19 protein-coding genes and 1 rRNA gene are annotated in these 21,749 nt (G+C 65.6%); all 20 read left to right on the top strand.

From position 1 onward, the window contains the following. The first annotated feature begins 25 nt into the window (after window positions 1-25). Window positions 26-142: ribosomal RNA gene (rrf, locus tag HMPREF1138_RS02660) — 5S ribosomal RNA — on the top strand. A gap of 115 nt (window positions 143-257) precedes the next feature. Next, the gene (locus tag HMPREF1138_RS02655; RefSeq protein WP_155887120.1) at window positions 258-1,121 is read left to right on the top strand and encodes a hypothetical protein; all 864 of its coding nucleotides are present in this window, start codon (window positions 258-260) and stop codon (window positions 1,119-1,121) included. Beyond that, window positions 1,079-2,983, top strand: coding sequence for an HAD-IIA family hydrolase (locus HMPREF1138_RS02650; RefSeq protein ID WP_238318592.1), 1,905 nt, complete (start codon window positions 1,079-1,081; stop codon window positions 2,981-2,983). The genes HMPREF1138_RS02655 and HMPREF1138_RS02650 overlap by 43 nt, the downstream gene beginning before the upstream one ends. Further along, window positions 2,983-3,171, top strand: a complete 189-nt coding sequence (locus HMPREF1138_RS02645; protein WP_009056209.1) for a hypothetical protein — start codon at window positions 2,983-2,985, stop codon at window positions 3,169-3,171. The genes HMPREF1138_RS02650 and HMPREF1138_RS02645 overlap by 1 nt, the downstream gene beginning before the upstream one ends. Then, the gene (locus tag HMPREF1138_RS02640) at window positions 3,168-3,995 is read left to right on the top strand and encodes a TlyA family RNA methyltransferase (RefSeq protein ID WP_009056215.1); all 828 of its coding nucleotides are present in this window, start codon (window positions 3,168-3,170) and stop codon (window positions 3,993-3,995) included. Before HMPREF1138_RS02645 ends, HMPREF1138_RS02640 begins: the two co-directional genes overlap by 4 nt. Beyond that, entirely contained in the window at window positions 3,992-4,822 is an 831-nt protein-coding gene (locus HMPREF1138_RS02635) for an NAD(+)/NADH kinase (protein WP_009056218.1), read from the top strand. The genes HMPREF1138_RS02640 and HMPREF1138_RS02635 overlap by 4 nt, the downstream gene beginning before the upstream one ends. Beyond that, window positions 4,819-6,495, top strand: coding sequence for a DNA repair protein RecN (gene recN / locus HMPREF1138_RS02630; protein ID WP_009056176.1), 1,677 nt, complete (start codon window positions 4,819-4,821; stop codon window positions 6,493-6,495). The genes HMPREF1138_RS02635 and recN overlap by 4 nt, the downstream gene beginning before the upstream one ends. After that, window positions 6,492-7,637, top strand: a complete 1,146-nt coding sequence (steA, locus tag HMPREF1138_RS02625) for a putative cytokinetic ring protein SteA (protein ID WP_009056170.1) — start codon at window positions 6,492-6,494, stop codon at window positions 7,635-7,637. The genes recN and steA overlap by 4 nt, the downstream gene beginning before the upstream one ends. Further along, the gene (locus HMPREF1138_RS02620) at window positions 7,634-8,518 is read left to right on the top strand and encodes a copper transporter (RefSeq protein ID WP_009056193.1); all 885 of its coding nucleotides are present in this window, start codon (window positions 7,634-7,636) and stop codon (window positions 8,516-8,518) included. The genes steA and HMPREF1138_RS02620 overlap by 4 nt, the downstream gene beginning before the upstream one ends. Before the next feature lie 108 nt (window positions 8,519-8,626). Beyond that, entirely contained in the window at window positions 8,627-10,321 is a 1,695-nt protein-coding gene (locus HMPREF1138_RS02615) for a CTP synthase (RefSeq protein ID WP_009056220.1), read from the top strand. Window positions 10,322-10,329: 8 nt separating this feature from the next. Then, a complete protein-coding gene (locus tag HMPREF1138_RS02610; RefSeq protein ID WP_009056201.1) occupies window positions 10,330-10,974 on the top strand; it encodes an NUDIX domain-containing protein in 645 nt (214 codons plus the stop codon). 155 nt (window positions 10,975-11,129) lie between these two features. Next, a complete protein-coding gene (locus HMPREF1138_RS02605; protein ID WP_009056222.1) occupies window positions 11,130-11,825 on the top strand; it encodes a helix-turn-helix transcriptional regulator in 696 nt (231 codons plus the stop codon). Between the two features lie 32 nt (window positions 11,826-11,857). After that, window positions 11,858-13,303, top strand: coding sequence for a Fe-S cluster assembly protein SufB (gene sufB, locus HMPREF1138_RS02600; protein WP_009056178.1), 1,446 nt, complete (start codon window positions 11,858-11,860; stop codon window positions 13,301-13,303). Next, window positions 13,303-14,493: a Fe-S cluster assembly protein SufD gene (sufD, locus tag HMPREF1138_RS02595; RefSeq protein WP_009056185.1), complete on the top strand. Its 1,191-nt coding sequence runs from the start codon at window positions 13,303-13,305 to the stop codon at window positions 14,491-14,493. Before sufB ends, sufD begins: the two co-directional genes overlap by 1 nt. 16 nt (window positions 14,494-14,509) lie before the next feature. Next, a complete protein-coding gene (gene sufC / locus HMPREF1138_RS02590; RefSeq protein ID WP_009056224.1) occupies window positions 14,510-15,262 on the top strand; it encodes a Fe-S cluster assembly ATPase SufC in 753 nt (250 codons plus the stop codon). 5 nt (window positions 15,263-15,267) lie between these two features. After that, entirely contained in the window at window positions 15,268-16,545 is a 1,278-nt protein-coding gene (locus HMPREF1138_RS02585; protein ID WP_009056205.1) for a SufS family cysteine desulfurase, read from the top strand. Between the two features lie 39 nt (window positions 16,546-16,584). Beyond that, window positions 16,585-17,061, top strand: coding sequence for a Fe-S cluster assembly sulfur transfer protein SufU (gene sufU / locus HMPREF1138_RS02580; protein WP_009056211.1), 477 nt, complete (start codon window positions 16,585-16,587; stop codon window positions 17,059-17,061). 10 nt (window positions 17,062-17,071) lie between these two features. Next, window positions 17,072-17,506, top strand: coding sequence for a metal-sulfur cluster assembly factor (locus tag HMPREF1138_RS02575; protein WP_039936591.1), 435 nt, complete (start codon window positions 17,072-17,074; stop codon window positions 17,504-17,506). 178 nt (window positions 17,507-17,684) lie between these two features. Then, entirely contained in the window at window positions 17,685-20,972 is a 3,288-nt protein-coding gene (locus HMPREF1138_RS02570) for a helicase-related protein (protein WP_009056199.1), read from the top strand. 29 nt (window positions 20,973-21,001) lie between these two features. Continuing rightward, a complete protein-coding gene (locus HMPREF1138_RS02565; protein WP_009056228.1) occupies window positions 21,002-21,745 on the top strand; it encodes a DUF4391 domain-containing protein in 744 nt (247 codons plus the stop codon). Window positions 21,746-21,749: the final 4 nt, after the last annotated feature.

Here is a 21,749-nt window from a genome sequence, read left to right as displayed (position 1 = left end):
GGGGGATGGTGTTGAACACCAGTCTTGTGGTGGTCATAGCACCGGGGAAACGCCCAGCAACATTCCGAACCTGGAAGCTAAGCCCGGCAGCGCCAATGGTACTGCAACCGACAGGTTGTGGGAGAGTAGGACACCGCCACAACACAACCAATCAGGAGGGACGGTACGCCATACGGCGTGCCGTCCCTCTCGTTTCACACCCCCACCACCCCCACTACACCAAACCTCGTCTAAGATTGGGTGGTTGAACGCGCTTCGTGCGCACCACAGACAAGAGCGCGAGCGAGCGCAGGAATAGAGGTTTAGCACCATGGCAGAAGAGACTCAAGGACGCGGCGGATTCGGCCGTGGTGACTACTCGAAGCGTTCGCCCCAGTGGCGTGAACGCGCCGATCGCGGTGGCTATCAGCGTCGCGATGAGCGCCGGGGCGGTTATGATCGCGGCGCGGACCGCGACTTCCAACGTCGAGATGGTGAGCGCCGTGACTTCGGCGGCCGCGACGACGCTCGCGGTGATCGTGGTTTCCAGCGTCGTGATGGCCAACGTGGGGGATATCAGCGTCGTGATGACCGTCGCGGAGGTTACGACCGTCGTGAGGGGGACCGTGGTTTCCAGCGTCGTGACGACCGCCGCGGGGGTTTCGAACGCGGTGCAGACCGCGACTTCGGTCGTCGCGACGATGCTCGCGCTGATCGCGGGGGTTTTGACCGTCGTGGCGGAGAACGTGGGGGATATCAGCGTCGTGAGGGGGACCGTGGTTTCCAGCGCCGCGATAACGATCGTCGTCAGTTTGGCGGTCGTGATGATCGACGTGGCGGTTTCCGCGATGACCGTCGCGACGGTGATCGCGGCGGCTACCAGCGTCGCGATGACCGCAGAGGCGGCTTCGACGATCGCAGTGATCGCGGTGATCGCGGCGGCTACCAGCGTCGCGAGGATCGTGGGCGTGGGGGTTACCAGCGTCGTGACGACCGCCGTGGTGGTTTCCGTGATGATCGTCGTGATGGTCGCGGTCCTCGCGGCAACGACCGCCGCAAGGACGCAAACTACCAGAGCTACTCCTCGACCGAGGAATACGTGTCCCCCAACGGCAACGAGCCGACCATTCCTGCTGGCGTGAGTGCCCAGGAACTCGATGCTGACGCCGCGCGTGCCCTGACCACCCTGTCGGGCCCGAACCGCGACATCGTTGCACGCCACCTCGTCATGGCCGGCCAGCTTATCGACCTCGACCCCGAGGCCGCCTACCAGCACGCGCAGGCCGCGGTTAGTCGCGCCGGACGCGTCGACGTGGTTCGTGAGGCCGCGGCCCTGACCGCCTACGCGTCGGGCCGCTACGAGGAAGCCCTGCGTGAGGTTCGCGCCGTTCGCCGCATGCGCGGTGACGAGTCGCTGCGCGCCGTGGAAGCGGACGCTGAGCGCGGGCTCGGCCACCCTGAGAAGGCGGTGGAGATCATCGACGCGACCGACTCGTCGTCTCTGGATCTCGCCGAGCAGGTCGAGCTCGTGCTCGTTTCTTCCGGCGCCCGCGCTGACCTCGGCCAGCCCGACGTCGGCCTCGTGATCGTCGACGACGCGCTGGCGGTGTTGCCCGCGTCCGCTGACGACGAGCTGCGCCGCCGCCTCATGGCGGTCAAGGCTGAGCGCCTGACCGAGCTCGGTCGCACCGAGGAAGCCGAGGAGGTCATCGCAGCGATGCCCGCCGAGGCCGAGGACACCGACATCATTGACGTTGCCCTGTACCAGGATGCCGACGTCGACAATAAGCGTTCGCCGCTGCGCGGTTCCGAGAGCGCATTGGCCGAGGAGTTTGACTGTGCTCTCCTCGACCTGGACGGTACCGCCTGGTCCGGCGACGAGCGCATCGAACACGCGGCTTCCTCCGTCATCGAGGCGCGCACGATGGGCATGGCCTCGGCGTTTGTGACGAACAACGCGATGCGTACCCCGCAGCAGGTCGCGGACAAGCTCAACGGCATGGACTTCGAGGCGACCCCCGAGATGGTTATGACCTCGGCGATGGATATCGCCGCGATCATGGCGGAGGAACTTGAAGAGGGCGCTAAGGTCTTCGTGCTCGGCGGACCCGGCCTGCGCCTCGCTCTCGAGGAACGGGGCTTTGAGCTGGTCGACAGCGCCGACGACGAGCCTGCCGCCGTCGTCCAGGGACTCGACAAGGAGGTCAACTGGGCCCTCCTGTCCGAGGGGGCATTCGCCATCGAACGCGGTGCAGCCTTCTACGCCTCCAACCTCGATGCGACCTTGCCCGTTGAGCGCGGTCAGGCTCTGGGCAACGGCTCGCTCGTGCGCGCGATTCAGCACGCCACCCGCAAGCGCCCCACCGCGGGAGGCAAGCCTGAGCCCGGAATCTACCGCCGCGCGAGCGAGCTCGTCGGCGCCACGAACCCCGTGGCTGTGGGTGATCGCCTCGAGACCGACATCATGGGTGCCGTTGCCGCCGGCGTGCCCGCCATGCACGTCTTGACCGGCGTTCACCGTGCCCGCGAGGTCCTGCGCGCCCCGCGCGGCCAGCGTCCCGCTTACCTAGCGATCGACATGCGTGGTCTGCTCGAGTCGCACCCGGCGCCCAAGCACCACCGCGATGGCACGTGGACCTGCGGCCTGTCCCAGGTGGCCAAGGTGACGCGCGCGGGCGTGCTGACCCTTGACGACATCGAGCTCACCGACGCGGTCACGATCTCCATCGACTCCTACCGCGCACTCGCCGCGGCAGCGTGGGAGTGGGCCGACGGCTCCGGCAACCCGGTGACCTGCCCCGAAATCACGGTCGTTGACAACGACGACCCGGCCGGCATCGTGACCGCCCCGGAACCGGTCGTCGACGCGGATGATGACTTCGTCGAGGGCACCGACGCTGACGCGCTGCCGGAGCCCGGTGAGGACACCCCCGCATTCCTGCCCGGTGAGGAGGAACTCGAGGCGCTTCTGGAGTCGACGGCCGACATGGATGACGAGGCCTGATGGCCCTGAGTGAACAGACGGCGGCCCGTCTGGTCGGCTTCGATGAGCTTGGCGCGCAGATGCAAATCTCGACGCTGACGGCCATCGAAGCCGACCTGCGGCGGGCCCTGTCGACCGACGTGCCCCCGGGAACGGCAGTTTCGGGTGTGGGCGTCGGATCGCGAGAGGACGGGAGGGCTCACACGTGAAGCTGAGAAGGATTGACTCCGAGCTGGTGCGACGAGGCCTGGCGAAGTCGCGCTCGGCCGCGGCGTCCATGATCGTGGAGGGACGCGTCAAACTCGACGGCCAGGTCGTCCTCAAGCCCGCGCGCCAGATGGATCCTGCGCAGGCTATCGTCGTGGCAGCCTCCGACGACCCCGAGTATGTCTCTCGCGGCGCGCACAAGCTCGCTGGGGCCCTCGATGCCCTGGGTGAGAAGGCCCCGCGTATTCAGGGGCGTCGCGCCCTCGACGCGGGGGCCTCGACGGGAGGCTTCACGGACGTTCTGCTGCGCAGGGGAGCGGCCTCCGTCGTCGCAGTCGACGTGGGGTACGGCCAGCTCGCCTGGAAACTTCAGTCCGACCCGCGCGTGGAGGTGCACGATCGGACCAATGTGCGCACGCTGGACCCTGCATCCGTGGCGCCCGCCCCCGGCCTTGTCGTGGGAGACATGTCCTTCATTTCTCTGACTCTCGTCCTGCCCGCGCTGGTCGCAGCGGCCGCTCCCGACGCTGATTTCCTGCTCATGGTCAAGCCGCAGTTTGAGATCGGTAAGGAGCGCCTCGGACACGGGGGAGTGGTCCGCAATCCCGAGCATCACGTCGAAACTGTTGAGAACGTGGCGCGCTGCGCTATCGGCCTGGGGCTGGACATCGCCGCCATCGCGGCCTCCCCGCTGCCCGGTCCCTCCGGCAACGTCGAGTATTTCCTGTACATGCGCCGCGACTACCCGGAGCCTATCGACCCGCGGGAGCTGACTGACTACATTCGCGCAGCCGTCGCGCAAGGACCCGCAGGAGGTGCGGCATGACGCGTGTTCTGATGGTGCGTCACCGTCATCGACCCAACGCGGTGATTTCCGCGGTAACGCTGTCGCAGGCCCTGTCTGAACGCGGCATCGAGGTCGTCGAGGACGCTTCGGTCGGCGACATTGACATGGTCGTGTCGATCGGCGGCGATGGCACGTTCCTGGTTGCCGCGTCGAGCGCGCGAGCCCTGGACGTGCCGCTGCTGGGTATCAATGCCGGCCACATGGGATTCCTGACGGAACTCGGTGCGACAGGTACGGGCGACGTCGCTCGCAAGATCGCCCAGGGTGATTTCACGGTCGAGCGGCGTATGACGCTGGACGTCACCATGGAGCGCCCCGACGGTTCGAGGGCGTCCGACTGGGCACTCAACGAGGCCGTCATCATGCACACGGATGTCGCACACCCTGTTCACTTCGCTCTCGTTGTCGATGGTCAGGAAGTGTCCACCTACGGCGCGGACGGGATGATCCTGTCGACGCCCACCGGCTCGACGGCGTATTCCTTCTCGGCTGGCGGTCCCGTCGTGTGGCCTGACACGGAGGCGATCGTCGTGGCTCCGCTGGCCGCGCACGGCCTGTTCACGCGCCCGCTCGTGGTCGGCCCCTCCGCATGCGTGGAGATCGTCGTCCTGGACGACATGTGGACTGCTCCCGAGATGTGGTGTGACGGCCTGCGGCGCATGACTGTTCCGGCTGGCAGCGTCGTTCGTGCCCGCGTTGGGTCGGCGCCCGTCCAGCTCGTGCGCGTGGACGACACGCCCTTCTCGGCGCGCCTCGTGCGCAAATTTAATCTTCCCGTGCGCGGGTGGAGGGATGGCTCGCGGTGATTGAGTCTCTCGATATTGCCAACCTGGGTGTCATTGCGTCGGCGCACGTCGATTTTGGCGGCGGCCTGATCGTTGTGACGGGCGAGACCGGCGCGGGCAAGACGATGGTCCTGTCGAGCCTGCAGCTCCTGCTGGGGGCCAGGGCTGACGCGGCGCTCGTGCGAAGCGGTGCCGATCGATTGTCGGTGGACGGCATCTTTTCTGTCGGCGATGACGTCGTTTCTCGCGTCGAGGAGGCCGGTGGCGTCGTCGAAGGGGGCGAGCTCATCGTCGGCCGCTCCGTCCGCGCGGCTGGCAGGTCGCGCGCGCACCTGGGTTCGCGCCCCGTCCCCGCATCCGCGCTCTTAGAGATCGTCGGGTCAATGGTCACAATCCACGGGCAGTCGGATCAGATTCGCCTGACCGGCGAGGCTGCCCAACGCCGCGCACTCGACCAGTTCGGCGGGGCCACTCATGCCGCGCTGCTGGAGGAGTATCGCGAGGCCTTTCGCGCGGCAGTCGACACGAAGCACCGACTCGACTCGCTGCGTGGGGATGCGAACGATCGCGCGGAGGAGCTCGAGGACCTGCGCGGTGCCCTCGCCCAGATCGACGCGCTCAACCCGCAGCCCGGCGAAGAAGAAGAGCTGGTCCGCGAGGCGTCTCGCTTGACGAACGTTGAGGACCTGCGCGCACTCATGGGGGTCTCGCTGGGCTACCTCAAGGGCGACGACCGCGGCGACTACGCGGGCGCCGTCGAGTCAGCGCGCGGCGCCTACGCGCAGCTGGATAACGCTTCTCATTTCGACGAGGCCGTGGCGGAGTTTGCCGCTCGCGCTCGCAGCCAGGCCCTCGAGCTGGACGCGCTGGCAGACGACGTGTCCGCCTACCTCTCCCGCCTCGACGCCGATCCCGAGCGCCTGGCCCAGATCCACGCCCGTCGCGCGGCCATCAAGGACGCGTTGCGTGGGCGCGCCGGTGACATCGAGTCCCTGTTGACGTGGGCAGACCTGGCGCGCGGGCGCGTCAAGGAACTATCGGCCCCGGCCTCGGATCCTGCGGTGGTCGAGCGCGAGCTCGCGCAGGCCCAGCGCCGCGTTCTTGACGTTGGCGCGCGCCTGTCGAAGGCCCGTGCCCGCCTAGCCAGCGAGCTCGCGGCCGGAGTCAACGATGAGCTGCACGCCCTGTCGATGCCCGACGCGACTCTTCACATTGACCTGGAGGCAACGAAGCCGAGCTCTCACGGATGCGAAACGGTCGTTTTCCGGCTCCAGCCTCATCCGCACGCCCCCGCGCGCCCCCTCGGTCAGGGAGCCTCCGGCGGCGAGTTGTCCCGTGTCATGCTCGCCCTTGAGCTCATGCTGGGACGCACCGAGGCCTCGTCCACCTTTATCTTTGACGAGATCGACGCCGGCATCGGCGGTCAAACCGCGACCGAGGTGGGCGCGAGGCTGAAGAGGCTCGCGGCGAGTCGGCAGGTCATCGTCGTCACCCACCTGGCGCAGGTCGCTGCTTTCGGGGACCAACACCTCGTGATCGAGAAGCTCGACGGCACGACGAACATCAGAGAGGTTACGGGGGCGCAGCGCGAGGCGGAACTCACCCGAATGATGGGTGGCGATCCGCACTCGCAGGCGGCGCGCCGCCACGCTTCGCAGGTCTTGGCCTCCGCCGTGTCACAATCGCAGGGATGAGTGACACACGTTCAACAACAGCACACGCCCGGACGGGGCGGGTCCGTATCGACGACCGCCCCAAGCACCTGGCGACGCGCCTGGAGCGCGGCGATATCGCCGTCATTAACGTCGCGGACCTGGACAAGGAGAGCGCCGCTGCGCTTGTGGCGAGCCAACCAGCCGCCGTCCTGAACGCCCAGCCTTCCCTGACGGGCCGAGTGGCCGCGATGGGTCCCAGGCTCATCCTCGACGCGCAGATTCCCCTCGTGGACGACCTCGGCCAGGACATCATGTCGTTGCGCGAGGGGCAGGAAGTGACGGTTACCGGGGGCACAGTGCTGCTCGAGGGCACCGTTATCGCGACGGGCACGCCCGTGGAGAGCGAGGACCTCGACATTGAGGTCGCTGATTCCGCGCCGCTGTTCGCCGGCTTCGAGGGCGCGATCGAGGACTACCTGGCCAAAGACGGAGCCACCGTCTTGCGGGGCCAGGATGTTCCCGAGCTCTCCGGGCTTCGCGGTCGCCCGGTCCTGCTCGTCACTGGAGCCTCGGACGCGGCCGTTCAGCTGCGTGCCCTCGCCCGTTGGCGCTCGGAGGCGGCCCCCTACGTGCTCGCCGTCGACGGGGGAGCGGACGTTGCCCTGAAAGCGCACCTGCCCCTTGACGCTGTGATCGGCGACGCCGACCTGATGAGCGAGAAGGCGATCCGCAAGGCCCGGTCCTTCATCGTGCGCGTGGGCGGCGACGGACTGGCCCCTGGCTCCGAGCGCCTCGACCGCATGGGAGTCGTCTACAGTTCCGTCCCAATGGCCGGCTCCTCGCTCGACGCCGCGCTGGTCGTTGCGGCCCACTCCGATGCCCCCGCCGTCATCACGGCTGGCGTCTCCTACGGTGAAGCCGAACTCGTTGACGCAGGACGCGCCCTGGTCGCCCCCGCCTTCTTCTCGCGCCTCGCGTGCGGGTCGCGCCTCATCGGCGCGGACGCCGTCGCAGCTACGTTCCGTCCCCGCCCGCGCGGTTGGACGCTCGTGCTGCTCGCGCTCGTCGCTCTCGCACTCATGGGCGTCGCTTTGTGGTCCACCCCCTGGGGTCACGACCTCCTGTATCCGCTCACGTCCTTCTTCTCGTCGCTCATGCACCTTGCTGGAGGAGCCCAATGATTAACTTCCGTTACCACGTCGTCTCGATCATCGGGATCTTCATCGCGCTGGCCGTCGGCGTCGTCCTCGGCGCCGGCCCGCTCCAGCGCAGCATTAACGCCGGCATGAACCCCTCGTCCTCGCAGGCCGCCTCCGACCCGGTCCTGAGCGCGCAGGCCGAGGCCGAGGCGGCGGGCCTGAAGGCACTGGCCTCCTCGACGCTCTCCGGATCGCTGACCGGGACCTCGGTGGCGCTCGTGGTCCTGCCCGGTGCCTCCGACGACGACGTGTCCGCCATACGTTCGACCCTGACCGACGCGGGCGCCTCTGTCGTGGGACGCGTCACGCTGACGGATAACTGGCAATCGACCTCGATGAGTCAGTACCGCACGACGCTGGCCACGACGCTGGCCTCCCACCTTCAGTCGGGTGCCGCCAAGACGGCGAGCGCCGACGGCGTCGTGGGCTACTCCATCGTCCAGGTCCTGACCTCGACGGGAGCAGAGACTGACCTGCTGCGCCAGATCCTCACCGACAAGTCCACGCCGCTCATGACGATCGACGAGGATCCCGCCGGTAAGGCCACGACGCTCGTCGCCGTTGGGGCGCGTGCGCAGTCCACGACGTCCACGCAGGCGTCGGTCGCGGCGAGCTCCGATGCGTGGATCGGTCTGGGCCTGGCCGTGGGTTCCACGTCCGGCGTGGTCGTGGGCGACGCATCGTCTCGCGAGGCCATGATCTCCCAGATCCGCACGTCGGGAACCGCGGTGACGACCGTCGACTCGGTGGGCACGACCCTCGCCTCCGTCGACACCGCGCTCGCGTTGTCCACCGCTTCGAGCGGTGCCCGCGCCTTTGGAGTGGGTAACGGAGCACAGTCCGTCATTCCGAGTAGCAAGTAACGCGCGTGTCGACGCGATGTGCCTCGTCGGCCCCCGCTGATCTGCAGAGATAGCGGGGGCCGAGTCATCGGTGGAGTGTTAAGCTGGAGTTCCATGGTGAGTACTTCAATGCGCGCGGTGCGCGCGGAACATTCCATGACCAAGCACATTTTTGTGACGGGTGGTGTCGTCTCCTCGTTGGGCAAGGGCCTGACCGCCTCCAGCTTGGGCAGACTCCTTCGATCGCGGGGACTGCATGTGGTCATGCAGAAGCTCGACCCCTACATCAACGTCGATCCCGGCACGATGAACCCCTTCCAGCATGGCGAGGTGTTCGTGACGGAGGATGGCGCGGAGACCGATCTGGATATCGGCCACTACGAGCGCTTCCTCGACGTGAACCTGTCGGGCGCCGCTAATGCGACGACCGGCCAGGTGTATTCCACGGTGATCGCCAAGGAGCGCCGCGGCGAATACCTGGGCGACACGGTTCAGGTCATCCCTCATATCACCGACGAGATTAAGAACGTCATGCGTCGCCAGGCCCAGCCCGATGAGAATGGTGACCGTCCGGACGTCATCATCACGGAAATCGGCGGCACTGTCGGCGACATCGAATCACAGCCGTTCTTGGAGGCGGCCCGTCAGGTGCGCCACGACCTCGGCCGCTCGAACGTTGCCTTCGTGCACGTGTCGCTTATTCCTTTCCTGCCCGCGGCGGGCGAGTTGAAGACAAAGCCGACGCAGCACTCCGTCAGCGCACTGCGATCGATTGGCATCGCGCCTGACGCGCTGGTGCTGCGCACCGATCGCGCGCTGCCTGAGGGCATCAAGTCGAAGGTGGCCCTCATGTGCGATGTCGACCCCGACGCGGTCATCGAGTGCGCCGACGTCGCCTCCATCTACAACGTGCCGCTGACGCTGTATCGCGAGGGCCTCGACGCCTACCTGGTCCAGCGCCTCGGATTGTCCTTCCGCGACGTCGACTGGAAGGAATGGAAGGAGCTCCTGGAGCGCGTGCATTCTCCCAAGCGCCGCGTTGAGGTTGCCCTGGTCGGCAAGTACATCGACCTGCACGACGCGTATCTGTCGGTGTCTGAGGCGATCAAGCACGGCGGCTTCGCACACAACGCTCGCGTTGACATCCGCTGGGTCGCCTCGGACACGTGCGAGACGCCCGAAGGTGCTGCCCGCGAGCTCGCCGGCGTCGATGCGATCGTTGTCCCCGGAGGCTTCGGCATCCGTGGCATTGAGGGAAAGCTCGGTGCGCTGCGCTGGGCGCGCGAGCATCGTGTTCCGACGCTGGGGCTGTGCCTGGGCCTGCAGTGCATGGTGATTGAGGCCGCCCGTCATCTCGCTGGCATCACCGGGGCGTCGTCGACCGAAATGGATCCGGACACGACCGAGCCCGTCATCCACACGATGGCCGACCAACACGAGTTCGTCGATGGCAGCGGTGACATGGGCGGAACGATGCGACTCGGCGCATACCCCGCGGCTCTCGTCCCGAATTCGATTGTTGCCACCACCTATGGCGCGACGGAGGTCAGGGAGCGGCACCGCCACCGTTACGAGGTCAACAATGCCTACCGCGACCGCCTCGAACAGGCGGGCTTGAAGGTGTCCGGAACCTCTCCGGATGGCTCGCTCGTTGAGTTCGTCGAGCTTGATTCGGCGCTGCACCCCTATTATGTTGCAACACAGGCGCACCCGGAGTTCAAGAGCCGTCCGACGCGCCCGCACCCGCTGTTCGCGGGGCTGATCGCAGCCGCGTTGAAGCGTCACGTGGGACGTTACTCATCGCGCGCGGATGAGAAGGAATGAGAGACGACATGCATTTTCTGTCGAGCGAGCAGGTCCGCGCGATCGCGGATCAGCCAAGCCCACACACGGTTGCGTCGAGCGAGGTCGTGTGGAGCGGGCGGATCGTTGACATGGTGGAGGACCGTGTGGTGGTCGTCGAGGGCGAGGAACCTGTCGTGCGCCAGTACACGCGCCATCCAGGTGCCGTCGCAGTCGTCGTCATGCGCGGCGAGGAGGGGGCCGAGGAGATCCTGCTTGAGCGCCAGTACCGCCACCCCGTCAATGCGTCGCTGTGGGAGATTCCCGCGGGTCTGCTGGACATCCCGGGGGAGGATCCCCTTGTTGCCGCCGAGCGTGAGCTTGCCGAGGAGGCGGATTTGGCGGCCCGACGCTGGGACGTGCTCGTGGACTTCTTTACCTCGCCCGGTGGTTCGACGGAGCCCCTGCGCGTCTTCCTGGCCCGTGACCTTGAAGCGACCGGCACGACTTTTGAGCGTGAGGACGAGGAAGCGACGATGGAATACGCGTGGGTGGCGCTGTCTACGGCGCTCGAGTGGGTGCTGGCCGGGCGCCTGCACAACCCGTCGACCGTCATCGGCATCCTCTCGGCACACGCGGCACGAGGCCGTGGCTGGGAGGGGCTGAGGGAGCCGGGTGCTCCCTGGCTTCGCTGAATGTCCGATAATAGGCCGTAAGTCCCTCGACTTGTGGGTCGTGTAACACTCCGACACGCTTTTCGCAACGCCTCTTTATCCAAATTAGCGTAGACTTCTTTCCAGAGAAAAGCACGGATTGGGGCGCGCGAGATGCGTGTCGGAGCGGAGGACAGGTGGCTGAAGAAGTAGACGCCACAACCCGTCAGCAGGTGCTCGATCTCATTGTCGAAAAAGGACCTGTGACGGCATCGGCGATTGCCAAGGTCCTGGGCTTGACGACCGCGGCCGTGCGTCGCCACATCACGCTCCTCCTCGACTCCAAGGAGATCGCCGAACACGAGCCGAGTGCCCCCTCCAAGCGGGGACGTGGACGCCCCGCCCGGCACTATGTGGCCACCGAACGGGCGCACGTCCACCTTGCCGACGGGTATTCCGACCTTGCCACCAAGGCCCTGGGGTACCTCGGACAAGTCGGCGGAGAAGAGGCCGTCGAATCCTTCGCGGCCGCGCGCTCGCGCGAGATCGAGCGCCGCTACGCGCCCATCGTGCGCGATGCGGGAACGGATCCCAGGGTCCGAGCCCAGGCGCTGGCCGACGCGCTCACGCAGGACGGATACGCCGCGACCGTCCGCGACATCGGGGGAGGCACGCTGGCTGTTCAGCTGTGCCAGGGACACTGCCCGATCCAGAACGTGGCGGGGGACTTCCCCCAGCTGTGCGACGCCGAGACAATTGCCTTCGGCAAGCTGCTCGACGTGCACGTCCAGAGACTTTCCACGCTCGCGGGCGGGGGACACGTGTGCACCACCCACATACCGGTGGGCATGCCGATCATCCGCCCCGGCGCGAGGAACGTGCGACGCAAGTAGCACACGGTTAAGAACGAGAGGTTGACACAACTATGACGCAGGCACCCGCCTCGGGCGCTGACGACCGTCGTATGACCGATGACGAGATCATCGAGTCGATTGGCGGTTACGAATACGGTTGGCACGATTCCGACGACTATTCGAAGGACGTCCCCACCGGAATTAATGAAGAGATCGTCCGTTTTATCTCGGATGTTAAAGACGAACCGCAGTGGATGAGGGAACGTCGCCTGAAGGCCCTGGAGCTGTTCGAGCGCAAGCCCATGCCGGCATGGGGTCCCGACCTGTCCCACGTGGACTTCGACGCCTTTAAGTACTATGTGCGTCCCACGGACCGTCAGGTCAACGACTGGGAGGACCTCCCTGAGGAAATCCGCGACACCTACGATCGTCTCGGTATTCCGGAGGCGGAGAAGGCCCGCCTGGTCTCCGGCGTCGCCGCCCAGTATGAGTCCGAGGTCGTCTACCAGCAGATCCAGGAAGACCTGGAGCGCCAGGGCGTCATCTTCACCGACACCGACACGGGCCTGCGCGAGTACCCCGAGATCTTCGAGGAGTACTTCGGCAAGTGCGTGCCCGCCGGCGACAACAAGTTTTCGGCTCTGAACACGGCCGCGTGGTCGGGTGGCTCCTTCGTGTACGTCCCCAAGGGCGTGCACGTGACGATCCCGCTGCAGGCATACTTCCGTATCAACACCTCTGCGATGGGCCAGTTCGAGCGAACGCTCATCATCGCTGACGAGGGCTCCTACGTGCACTACGTCGAGGGCTGCACCGCGCCGATCTACGACGAGAACTCGCTGCACTCGGGCGTCATCGAGATCTTCGTGAAGAAGGACGCTCGCGTTCGCTACACGACGATCCAGAACTGGTCGACGAACGTCCTGAACCTGGTGACCCAGCGTGCCATCGTCGAAGAGGGTGGCACCATGGAGTGGGTCGACGGCAACATGGGTGCCGCAATCACCATGAAGTATCCCGCCTGCTTCCTGATGGGCGAGCACGCCCGCGGCGAGACGCTGTCCATCGGCTTTGCCGGCCCCGGCCAGCAGCAGGACACGGGCGCCAAGATGGTGCACATGGCGCCCCACACCTCGTCCTCCATCGTGTCGAAGTCCGTCTCGCGCGGCGGCGGCCGCACGTCCTACCGCGGCCTCGTCCAGGTCAACGCGCGCGCCCGCCACTCCAAGTCGAACGTGCTGTGCGATGCCCTGCTCGTGGACAAGATCTCGCGCACCGACACGTACCCCTACGTGGACGTGCGCACGGACGACGTCGAGATGGGCCACGAGGCCACCGTGACTAAGGTGAGCGCCGATCAGCTCTTCTACCTCATGAGCCGCGGCCTGGACGAGAACGAGGCCATGGCCACGATCGTGCGCGGCTTCGTCGAGCCGATCGCCAAGGAGCTGCCCATGGAATACGCCCTCGAGCTCAACCGCCTCATTGAACTGCAGATGGAAGGATCCGTCGGCTGATGACGACCCCCAACACTATTGTCGACACCATGAACAAGGCCCACTCGCACGGGGCACACGCCGAGAAGGCGCACCCCTCGCGCGCGGACCGCCCGACCTCGTTCAACCTGGACGACATCGCTGTGCCCCACGGACGTGAGGAAGACTGGCGTTTCACCCCGATGCGTCGCATCGAGCGCCTCTTCGAGCCCGCCAACTACGACGCGGGCGACGCGGCCGTGGCCGTCGAGGCTCCCGCCCCCGTTTCCGTCGAGACCGTCGCGCGCGATGACAAGAGGCTGGGCACCGTCCTGGCTCCCGGCGACCGCACCGCGGTCGTGGCCTGGAACGGCTTCGAGCAGGCCACCGTCATCGAGATCCCGGCCGAGGCCGAGCTTGACGCCCCGGTGCGCATCAATGTCGCAGATGTCGAGGGCACCCGCGCCCAGCACATCGTCATCCGCGCGGCCGCCTTCTCCAAGGCCACCGTGATCCTCTCGCACACCGGCTCCGCCCAAGCCGCCCTCAACCAGACCGTCGAGGTCGAGACCGGCGACAGCGCCGACCTGACCGTCGTGTCGCTGCAGGAATGGGACGACACGGTCCTGCACGCCTCGAACCAGCGCCTGGCCCTGGGCCGCGACTCCAAGCTCACGCACATCGTCGTCACCTTCGGCGGCGACCTTGTGCGCCTGTGCGCGGACACCGACTTCCGCGGCCCCGGCGCCGAGCTGACCATGCTGGGTATCTACTTCGTGGACGGCGGCCAGCACCTCGAGCACCGCGTCTTCGTGGACCACTCCCAGCCCAAGTGCTTCTCGCGCGTCACCTACAAGGGTGCCCTGCAGGGCAAGGACGCGCACTCGGTGTGGATTGGCGACTGCCTGATCCGCGAGGCCGCCGACGGGACGGACACCTACGAGCTGAACCGCAACCTGGTGCTCACCGAGGGCGCCAAGGCCGACTCGGTTCCCAACCTCGAGATCGAAAACGGTGAGATCGAGGGCGCCGGACACGCCTCCGCGACCGGTCGCTTCGACGACGAGCAGCTCTTCTACCTGATGAGCCGCGGCGTCCCCGAGGCCGAGGCACGCCGCCTCGTCGTGCGCGGCTTCTTTGCCGAACTCATCAATCAGATTGGCGTCCCCGAGGTGGTCGATCATCTCATGGCAACCGTCGAGGCCGAGCTGGCCAAGTCCCGTAACAACTGAGCTGTAAGGAATACACATGTCGACTCTTCGCATTAAGGATCTGCACGTCTCCGTCGAGACCTCCGAGGGCCCCAAGGAGATCCTCAAGGGCGTCAACCTCACGATCAACTCCGGCGAAATCCATGCCATCATGGGCCCCAACGGCTCCGGCAAGTCCACCATGGCCTACGCGTTGGCCGGTCACCCCGACTACGAGATCACCTCGGGCGAGGCCTGGCTCGATGATCAGCTCATCACCGAGATGAGCGTCGACGAGCGCGCCAAGGCGGGCCTGTTCCTGGCCATGCAGTACCCCGTCGAGGTCGCGGGCGTGTCCGTGTCGAACTTCCTGCGCACCGCTAAGACCGCCATTGACGGTCAGGCTCCCGCCCTGCGTTCGTGGGTCAAGGACATGAAGACCTCTATGGAGAACCTGCGCATGGACCCCGACTTCGCCGAGCGTGACGTCAACGTCGGCTTCTCCGGCGGTGAGAAGAAGCGCCTCGAGATCCTCCAGATGGAGCTCCTCAAGCCCTCGTTCGCCGTCCTCGACGAGACCGACTCCGGCCTCGACGTCGACGCGCTGCGCATCGTCTCCGAGGGCGTCAACCGCGTCCACGGCGAGACAGGCTGCGGCGTCATGCTCATCACGCACTACACCCGCATCCTGCGCTACATCAAGCCGAGTCACGTTCACGTGTTCGTTGACGGTCACGTCGCCGCCCAGGGTGGCCCCGAGCTGGCCGACGAGCTCGAAGAAAACGGCTACGACAAGTACCTGGGACTCTGATACCTGTGCCCACGGATTTCACTGCCGCCGAGCTCGACGCGATCCGATCGGACTTCCCGATCCTGGGCCGCGTCGGGCGCGGCGGCGCGCCCATTGCGTACCTCGACGCGTCAGCGACCTCGCAAAAGCCAGAGGCCGTTATCGACGCCGAGGCTACCTTCTACCGACGCTCCAACGGTGCGGTCCACAGGGGTACGCACCTGCTGGGTGACGAGGCGACCGACGCCTTCGAGAGCGCGAGGAGCACCCTGGCCTCGTTCGTGGGCGCGCGCCCGGACGAGATCGTGTGGACGAAGAACGCCACCGAGGCCATCAACCTGGTCGCCCTGTCGATGGGCAACGCATCCCAGGGAATGGGCGGGGCACTGGCCGCGCCCATGCGTGTGGGGTCCGGCGACCGCATCGTGTGCACGCGGGCCGAGCACCACGCGAACATCGTTCCGTGGCAGCAGCTGTGCGAGCGCACGGGGGCCGAGCTCGCCTGGCTCGACCTGACCCCGGACGGGCGCATCGACCTCGATACTCTCTCGGTCATCACTCCGAACACGAGGCTCGTCGCTGTCACACACGTCTCCAACGTGACGGGTGCCGTCTCACCGGTCGCCGCGATCACTGCTGCTGCACGCGCGGTGGGGGCGCTCATCCTGCTGGACACCTGCCAGTCGAGCGCTCACATGCCCCTCGACCTGTCCGCCCTTGACGTGGACTTCGCGGTGTTCTCCTCCCACAAGATGCTCGGTCCGACAGGCGCGGGCGCCCTGTGGGGTCGGCGCTCGCTGCTTGAGGCGATGCCCCCCGTCCTGACCGGCGGCTCCATGATCGAGTGGGTGACCATGGAGGGGTCCACCTTCATGGCGCCACCCGAACGCTTCGAGGCAGGCTCTCAGCCCGTCGCGCAGATCGCCGCATGGTCGGAGGCGCTGCGCTACATGTCGGCTCTCGACATGACCCGCGTCGAGGCCCACGAGCATGCGCTCACGCGCCTTATGCTGGAGGGTATCTCCTCGATCGAGGGCATCACGGTCCTGGGACCCAACACGGACGTCGACCGCATCGGCGTCGTGGCTTTCGCCGTTGACGGCGTGCATCCCCACGACGTCGGCCAGTTCATGGACTCGGTGGACGTCGCCGTGCGCGTCGGGCACCATTGCGCCATCCCGTTGCACACCTTCTTCCAGGTGCGTTCGTCGGCGCGAGCCTCGGTGGCGCCCACGACCACGCCGGAAGAGATCGAGCGTCTAGTGGATGGCCTGTCGAAGGTACGAGCCTTCTTCGGCCGGTAGAATCATTCACAGCCCTCGAAGCAGTTTGGAAAGGTAGCTATGGGTAGTCTCGACCAGTTGTATCAGCAGGTGATCTTGGATCATGCGCGCGAAAAGCACGGCGAGGGCGATCCTGCGGGGATGGACGCAACCTCCCACCAGGTGAACCCGACCTGCGGCGACGAGGTGACCCTCGGAGTCACGCTGGATGGGCAGACACTCGCTTCCGTACAGTGGGACGGCGACGGCTGCTCGATCTCGCGCGCGTCCCTGTCCATGATGACGGACCTGACCCAGGGCAAGAGCGCCGAGGAGATCGGCCGCCTGTACCAGGACATGGAAGTCATGATGCACTCGCGCAACCTGGGCGTCGACGACGAGATCCTCGACGAGCTCGGTGATGCGGCCGCCCTGGAGTCCACGTCCCAGTTCGCCAATCGCGTCAAGTGCGCGCTGCTGGGCTGGTACGCCCTGCGCGACGCGATGGCCAAGTCCGGTATCGACATTTCCAATGCGGGCGAGCCCGCCGAGCAGTAAAGGATCCGCAATGAGTAACCCGATGGCTCAGACCGAGCCCGTCGAGCAGCGCTTCGGTGCGCCGGCCGTGAACGAGGCCGAGCAGGGGCCTACCCCCACCCGCCAGATCGACGGAACAGACGTCGTCGAGCAGGGGAGCCTGGCCGCTGACAACGTGCTGGAGGCCCTCAAGGATGTCATCGACCCCGAGCTGGGCATCAACATCGTTGACCTTGGTCTCGTGTATGGCGTCGTCATCGGCCCCGAGAATCAGGTGCGCCTCGACATGACGCTGACATCGGCTGCCTGCCCGCTGACCGACGTGATCGAGCGTCAGGCCCAGACGATCCTGTCGGGCGTGACCGACGAGGTGCAGATCAACTGGGTGTGGATGCCGCCGTGGGGCCCCGACCGCATCACGCCGGACGGTCGCGAGCAGCTGCGCGCGATCGGCTTCAACGTCTGAGCTCCCCGAGTTCACAGCTGTCCCCGGAACTTCACGGTTCCGGGGACACTCGTATGCGGCGCGCTGTCACTGTCCCCGTCTCCCGGCGCTCCTTAGCGAGCAGCACCGGTGCCGCTCGTGCCGTTCGTCATGCTGTTCCGGTAACCTAGTGTGAGTCACGGCATGAAGGAGAGGAACAATGCCCATAGAGATGCTCGACAACACCGAGGGCAAACGCTTGGGAGACTCCCTGCGGGCCGTCCTCGACGACGAGGCGAAACTGTCGATCATCAGCGCGCATGTCAGCTTGTTCGCCTTTGGAGAGCTACGGGAAGAACTTGAATGCTTGGATTCCGTGCGCGTGCTGTTCAACGAACCAACCTTCATATCGGACATGAAAGGGCTCGCCGATGCCCCGGAGCTCGAGCTCACGCGACGTGCGCAGTGCGAGAGAGAACGAGCGCTCACTGACTCGGCCCTGGAACTGTCGTTGCACAACAAGCTCAACCAGCGCTCTCTCGCGCGGGCGTGTGCATCCTGGCTGAGGGAGAAGGTCACGGCGCGCTCCGTGCGGCGCGAGCACATGCTCCAGCATCCGCCGACCTACGTCATCGAAGGCTCTGGCGCGAGTCCCCATTTGTTGTCGGGCCAGGGCGCCACCTTCACCCTGGAGGGACTGGGAGTTGAACGCCGCCCGGACACGCTGACGATGATCACCCATTATGCGGGGGATGAGGCCAAGGCGCAGGTCGAATTCCTCATGGCGCAATTTGAGTCCGTGTGGGCCGACGACACTAAGACCTGCGACGTCACCGAGCAGATCGCTTCGAGGATCGAGGCGCTGCACACTAACAATTCCCCCGAGTTCATCTATTTCCTGACCCTCTACCACATCTTCCGGCGTTTCCTCCAGGAGAACCAGGACCACAATCCGCGTGAAGACACCGGCTTTTTCGAGTCGGTGATCTGGGGCAAGCTGTACGATTTTCAGAAGGACGCCGTCATTGGGGCGATTCGTAAGTTGGAAAAGTACAACGGTTGCATCATTGCCGACAGCGTCGGCCTGGGCAAGACGTTCGAAGCACTCGCCGTCATCAAGTACTACCAGCAGCTCAACAAGAACGTCCTCGTCCTGTGCCCCAAGCGCCTGCGTGAGAACTGGACGCTATGGACGCAGACGAATGATGAACGTAACCCGCTGGCAAAGGACCGATTCGCCTACAAGGTGCTGAACCACACGGACCTGTCGCGCCGCCGTGGGAAGAGCGGGGACACCGACCTGGAACACCTGCAGTGGGGGACATTCGATCTGGTGGTCATCGACGAGAGCCACAACTTCCGCAACAGGAGCGCGACAGCGGCGAGCACGAATCGTTACACGCGGCTGATGAACGAGGTCATCCGGGCCAACGGACGCACGAAGGTGCTCATGCTGTCGGCGACCCCGATCAACAATCGCCTGACCGACCTGCGTAACCAAATCGAGCTCATCACGGAGGGGCGCGATGACTACCTCGAGAAGACCGACGGCATCACGTCCATTGACTCGGTGATGCGGCTGGCACAAAAACGCTTCAATCTGTGGAGTTCTCAGGCACATGGACGTCACACGACCCAGAGCTTCGCCGAGTACGTTAACGCTGACTATTTCCGGCTTCTCGATGCGCTGACCATTGCGCGTAGCCGAAAGCACATAGCGAAATACTACGGCACGCAGACGGGCACGTTCCCCACCCGCCTCGCTCCACGCAACGTCCAGGTACCCATCGACGAACGCGGCGAGCTGCCTCCTATCGGGGCGCTCTACGACATGATCAGCGACCTGACGTTCGCCCAGTATCAGCTTCTGTCCTATGTGCGCGAGGACGCTCGGCCGACCTACGAGGCCGACTACCGCGAGGGCTTCGGCAACGACTTCGGCAGTGAATTGCATCGGACAAACGCGGTTGCCGTGCTGATGCGTGTCAACCTCCTCAAACGCATGGAGTCCTCCGTGAGCGCCTTCCGTTCGACGCTGGGCCGCGTGCGTAGTTCCTGCGCCGATATCCTGGATCGACTCGCGGCGCTTGACGCGCGCGATACCAACGATGCTCTCGCTTGCGTCGACGCGGGCTACGGGACCGAGGGGCTCGATGACGGCCTCGATGACCGCGATGCCGAAATATTCGAGACCGGGGCCCAGATTCGCGTCGACCTGCGCGACGTGGATCGCGAGGCTTTGTCCGCGGACCTGTCACGCGACATCGAGATCCTCGACGAGCTCATCGGTTACGCCCGCGCGGTAACCCCCGATCGGGATGCCAAGCTCGGCGCGTTGAGGACGCTGATCGCGGAGAAGACCGGAGCTGGACAGATCAATCCGGGTAACAGAAAAATACTCATTTTCAGCGCCTTCGCTGACACCGCGACCTACCTGTACGACCAGTTGGCGCCGGAACTGCTCCGGACCCATGGCCTGACGTGCGCCCAGGTGACGGGCACCCGCAACCGCGTCGCTGGGAAGCGGCGGGCGAGCGGTGGCTTCGAGGATATCCTCGGCCGTTTCTCGCCGCGTTCGAAGGAAACCATTAGACGTGCGCAGCGGGAGGGCGAGATCGATATTATTGTCGCAACGGATTGCATTTCGGAGGGGCAGAACCTCCAGGACTGCGATTGCGTGATCAATTACGACGTGCACTGGAACCCGGTGCGCATCGTGCAGCGCTTCGGCCGCGTCGACCGCCTGGGTTCGACGAACAAGCACATTCAGATGGTGACCTTCTGGCCGGACGTCGACCTCGAGTCCTACATCAAGCTTGAGTCGCGTGTGAAGGCACGCATGGCTCTGGGCGATGCGAGCGCCTCCGGTGAGGAGAATCTGCTCACCCCCTCGGAGGACATGAACGACCTGGAGTATCGCTCGGATCAGTTGCGTGCCCTGCGCAGCGAGACCCTCGACCTCGAAGACATGCGGCGAGGAATGTCGATCACTGATTTTGCGCTGGACGATTACCGGATCGAGCTGGAGCGCTACATGAACGCGAACCCGGGCGTGTTGGAAGGCGCAGCGACGGGCTTGCACGCGGTCGTGTCAATCCCGGACGACCTGCGCGCTCAGGTGAGTCCGGGAGTGGTTTTCTGCCTTCAACAGCGTGACGGCACCCATGATGCCAACCGTGCACACGCCCCGCTCTCTCTGATTTACGTGCCGCGGGACGCGACGGGCGCACCGACGCTGTCCCATCCAACGTGTTCCCTGGACCTGCTCAGGCGGCTGTGCGAGGGACACCGTGAGCCACTGGAAGCCCTGTGCGCCCAATTCGATCGAGCCACACGTGATGGTGAGGACATGAGCGAGTACACGGCTTTGCTGAGCCAGGCCGTCGCAGCGGCGATCAGGCAGGGAGAAGAGGCAACCCTCGAATCGCTGTTCACACCCGGAGCGATTGCCCAGGGAGCCTCGTCAGAAGCTGACTTCTCACTGGTGAGCTTTGTGGTGCTCCTGTGAGTTCCATCGATTGGGAGTCGACACTGGCCATGCCACCCGGCGTCCGCCGATTCGAGCGCACGATTCCTGTCCACGTGCTGGAGCTCGAGGCGGACCTGACGCGCACGCAGCGCGAGGGTCTGGGCAAGATTGAGACGCTGACTCTTCTGGGAGTCGCACAGGAGACCACGACTCGTATTCCCGCCACTCCAGCGACGGATCGTCGTATCGACGCGGTCTTGTTCGTGCGGGCCTCCCTCGGCAACACGCGGGCGCTCGAGTCGACTGCCACTGTGGTGCACGCCTGCTTCCCGCATCCATCGGTCCTGATCCTGGAGAACGCCCGTGGCGACGTCTGCCTGTCGGCAGCGCTCACGTCGCGTCGCAAGCGTGCGACAGGGTTCGCCGTCAACGCCATGGAGGCGGACAGTGACATCGGTTCGTGGCGGCGCACCGAGCAGGGGAAGGCGTTCCTGTCCTCGTTGGCTTTCGAGACCCTTGATCAGCGTTCGCTGGCTCATCTGACACAGGACATCATGGCCAGAATCCGTTTGGCTCGCGTCGCTCGTCTTGTTGGTTTCTATCCGGATCCGGGGCTGTGCCGGACCCCGGATGTGGTGGCTGTGATCGAGCGTTTGCTTGAATGTCAGGGCAGGCAGGATCGACTGCGCGCCCGGTGGAAGGCACACGGGACCACGCAGCGTGAACGCCTGCGGCTACGAATTCCTCTCAGCGAGGCGATCGACCAGACGAAGGCAGCGGTCGATGAGCTGACGCGACGTTGCGGCCGTTGACGTG

The organism is Actinomyces sp. ICM58, from assembly GCF_000283035.1.
Taxonomy (GTDB): Bacteria; Actinomycetota; Actinomycetes; order Actinomycetales; family Actinomycetaceae; genus Pauljensenia.
Note: the sequence above shows the minus strand (reverse complement) of the source record. Positions and strands in the feature narration are given on the sequence as shown.

Coding starts and splice junctions, on each gene's coding strand:
- HMPREF1138_RS02645 (WP_009056209.1), top strand. CDS start 2,983: ATGGCCCTGAGTGAACAGACGGCGGCCCGTCTGGTCGGCTTCGATGAG.
- HMPREF1138_RS02635 (WP_009056218.1), top strand. CDS start 3,992: ATGACGCGTGTTCTGATGGTGCGTCACCGTCATCGACCCAACGCGGTG.
- steA (WP_009056170.1), top strand. CDS start 6,492: ATGAGTGACACACGTTCAACAACAGCACACGCCCGGACGGGGCGGGTC.
- HMPREF1138_RS02620 (WP_009056193.1), top strand. CDS start 7,634: ATGATTAACTTCCGTTACCACGTCGTCTCGATCATCGGGATCTTCATC.
- HMPREF1138_RS02615 (WP_009056220.1), top strand. CDS start 8,627: ATGCGCGCGGTGCGCGCGGAACATTCCATGACCAAGCACATTTTTGTG.
- HMPREF1138_RS02610 (WP_009056201.1), top strand. CDS start 10,330: ATGCATTTTCTGTCGAGCGAGCAGGTCCGCGCGATCGCGGATCAGCCA.
- sufB (WP_009056178.1), top strand. CDS start 11,858: ATGACGCAGGCACCCGCCTCGGGCGCTGACGACCGTCGTATGACCGAT.
- sufD (WP_009056185.1), top strand. CDS start 13,303: ATGACGACCCCCAACACTATTGTCGACACCATGAACAAGGCCCACTCG.
- sufC (WP_009056224.1), top strand. CDS start 14,510: ATGTCGACTCTTCGCATTAAGGATCTGCACGTCTCCGTCGAGACCTCC.
- sufU (WP_009056211.1), top strand. CDS start 16,585: ATGGGTAGTCTCGACCAGTTGTATCAGCAGGTGATCTTGGATCATGCG.
- HMPREF1138_RS02575 (WP_039936591.1), top strand. CDS start 17,072: ATGAGTAACCCGATGGCTCAGACCGAGCCCGTCGAGCAGCGCTTCGGT.
- HMPREF1138_RS02570 (WP_009056199.1), top strand. CDS start 17,685: ATGCCCATAGAGATGCTCGACAACACCGAGGGCAAACGCTTGGGAGAC.
- HMPREF1138_RS02565 (WP_009056228.1), top strand. CDS start 21,002: ATGCCACCCGGCGTCCGCCGATTCGAGCGCACGATTCCTGTCCACGTG.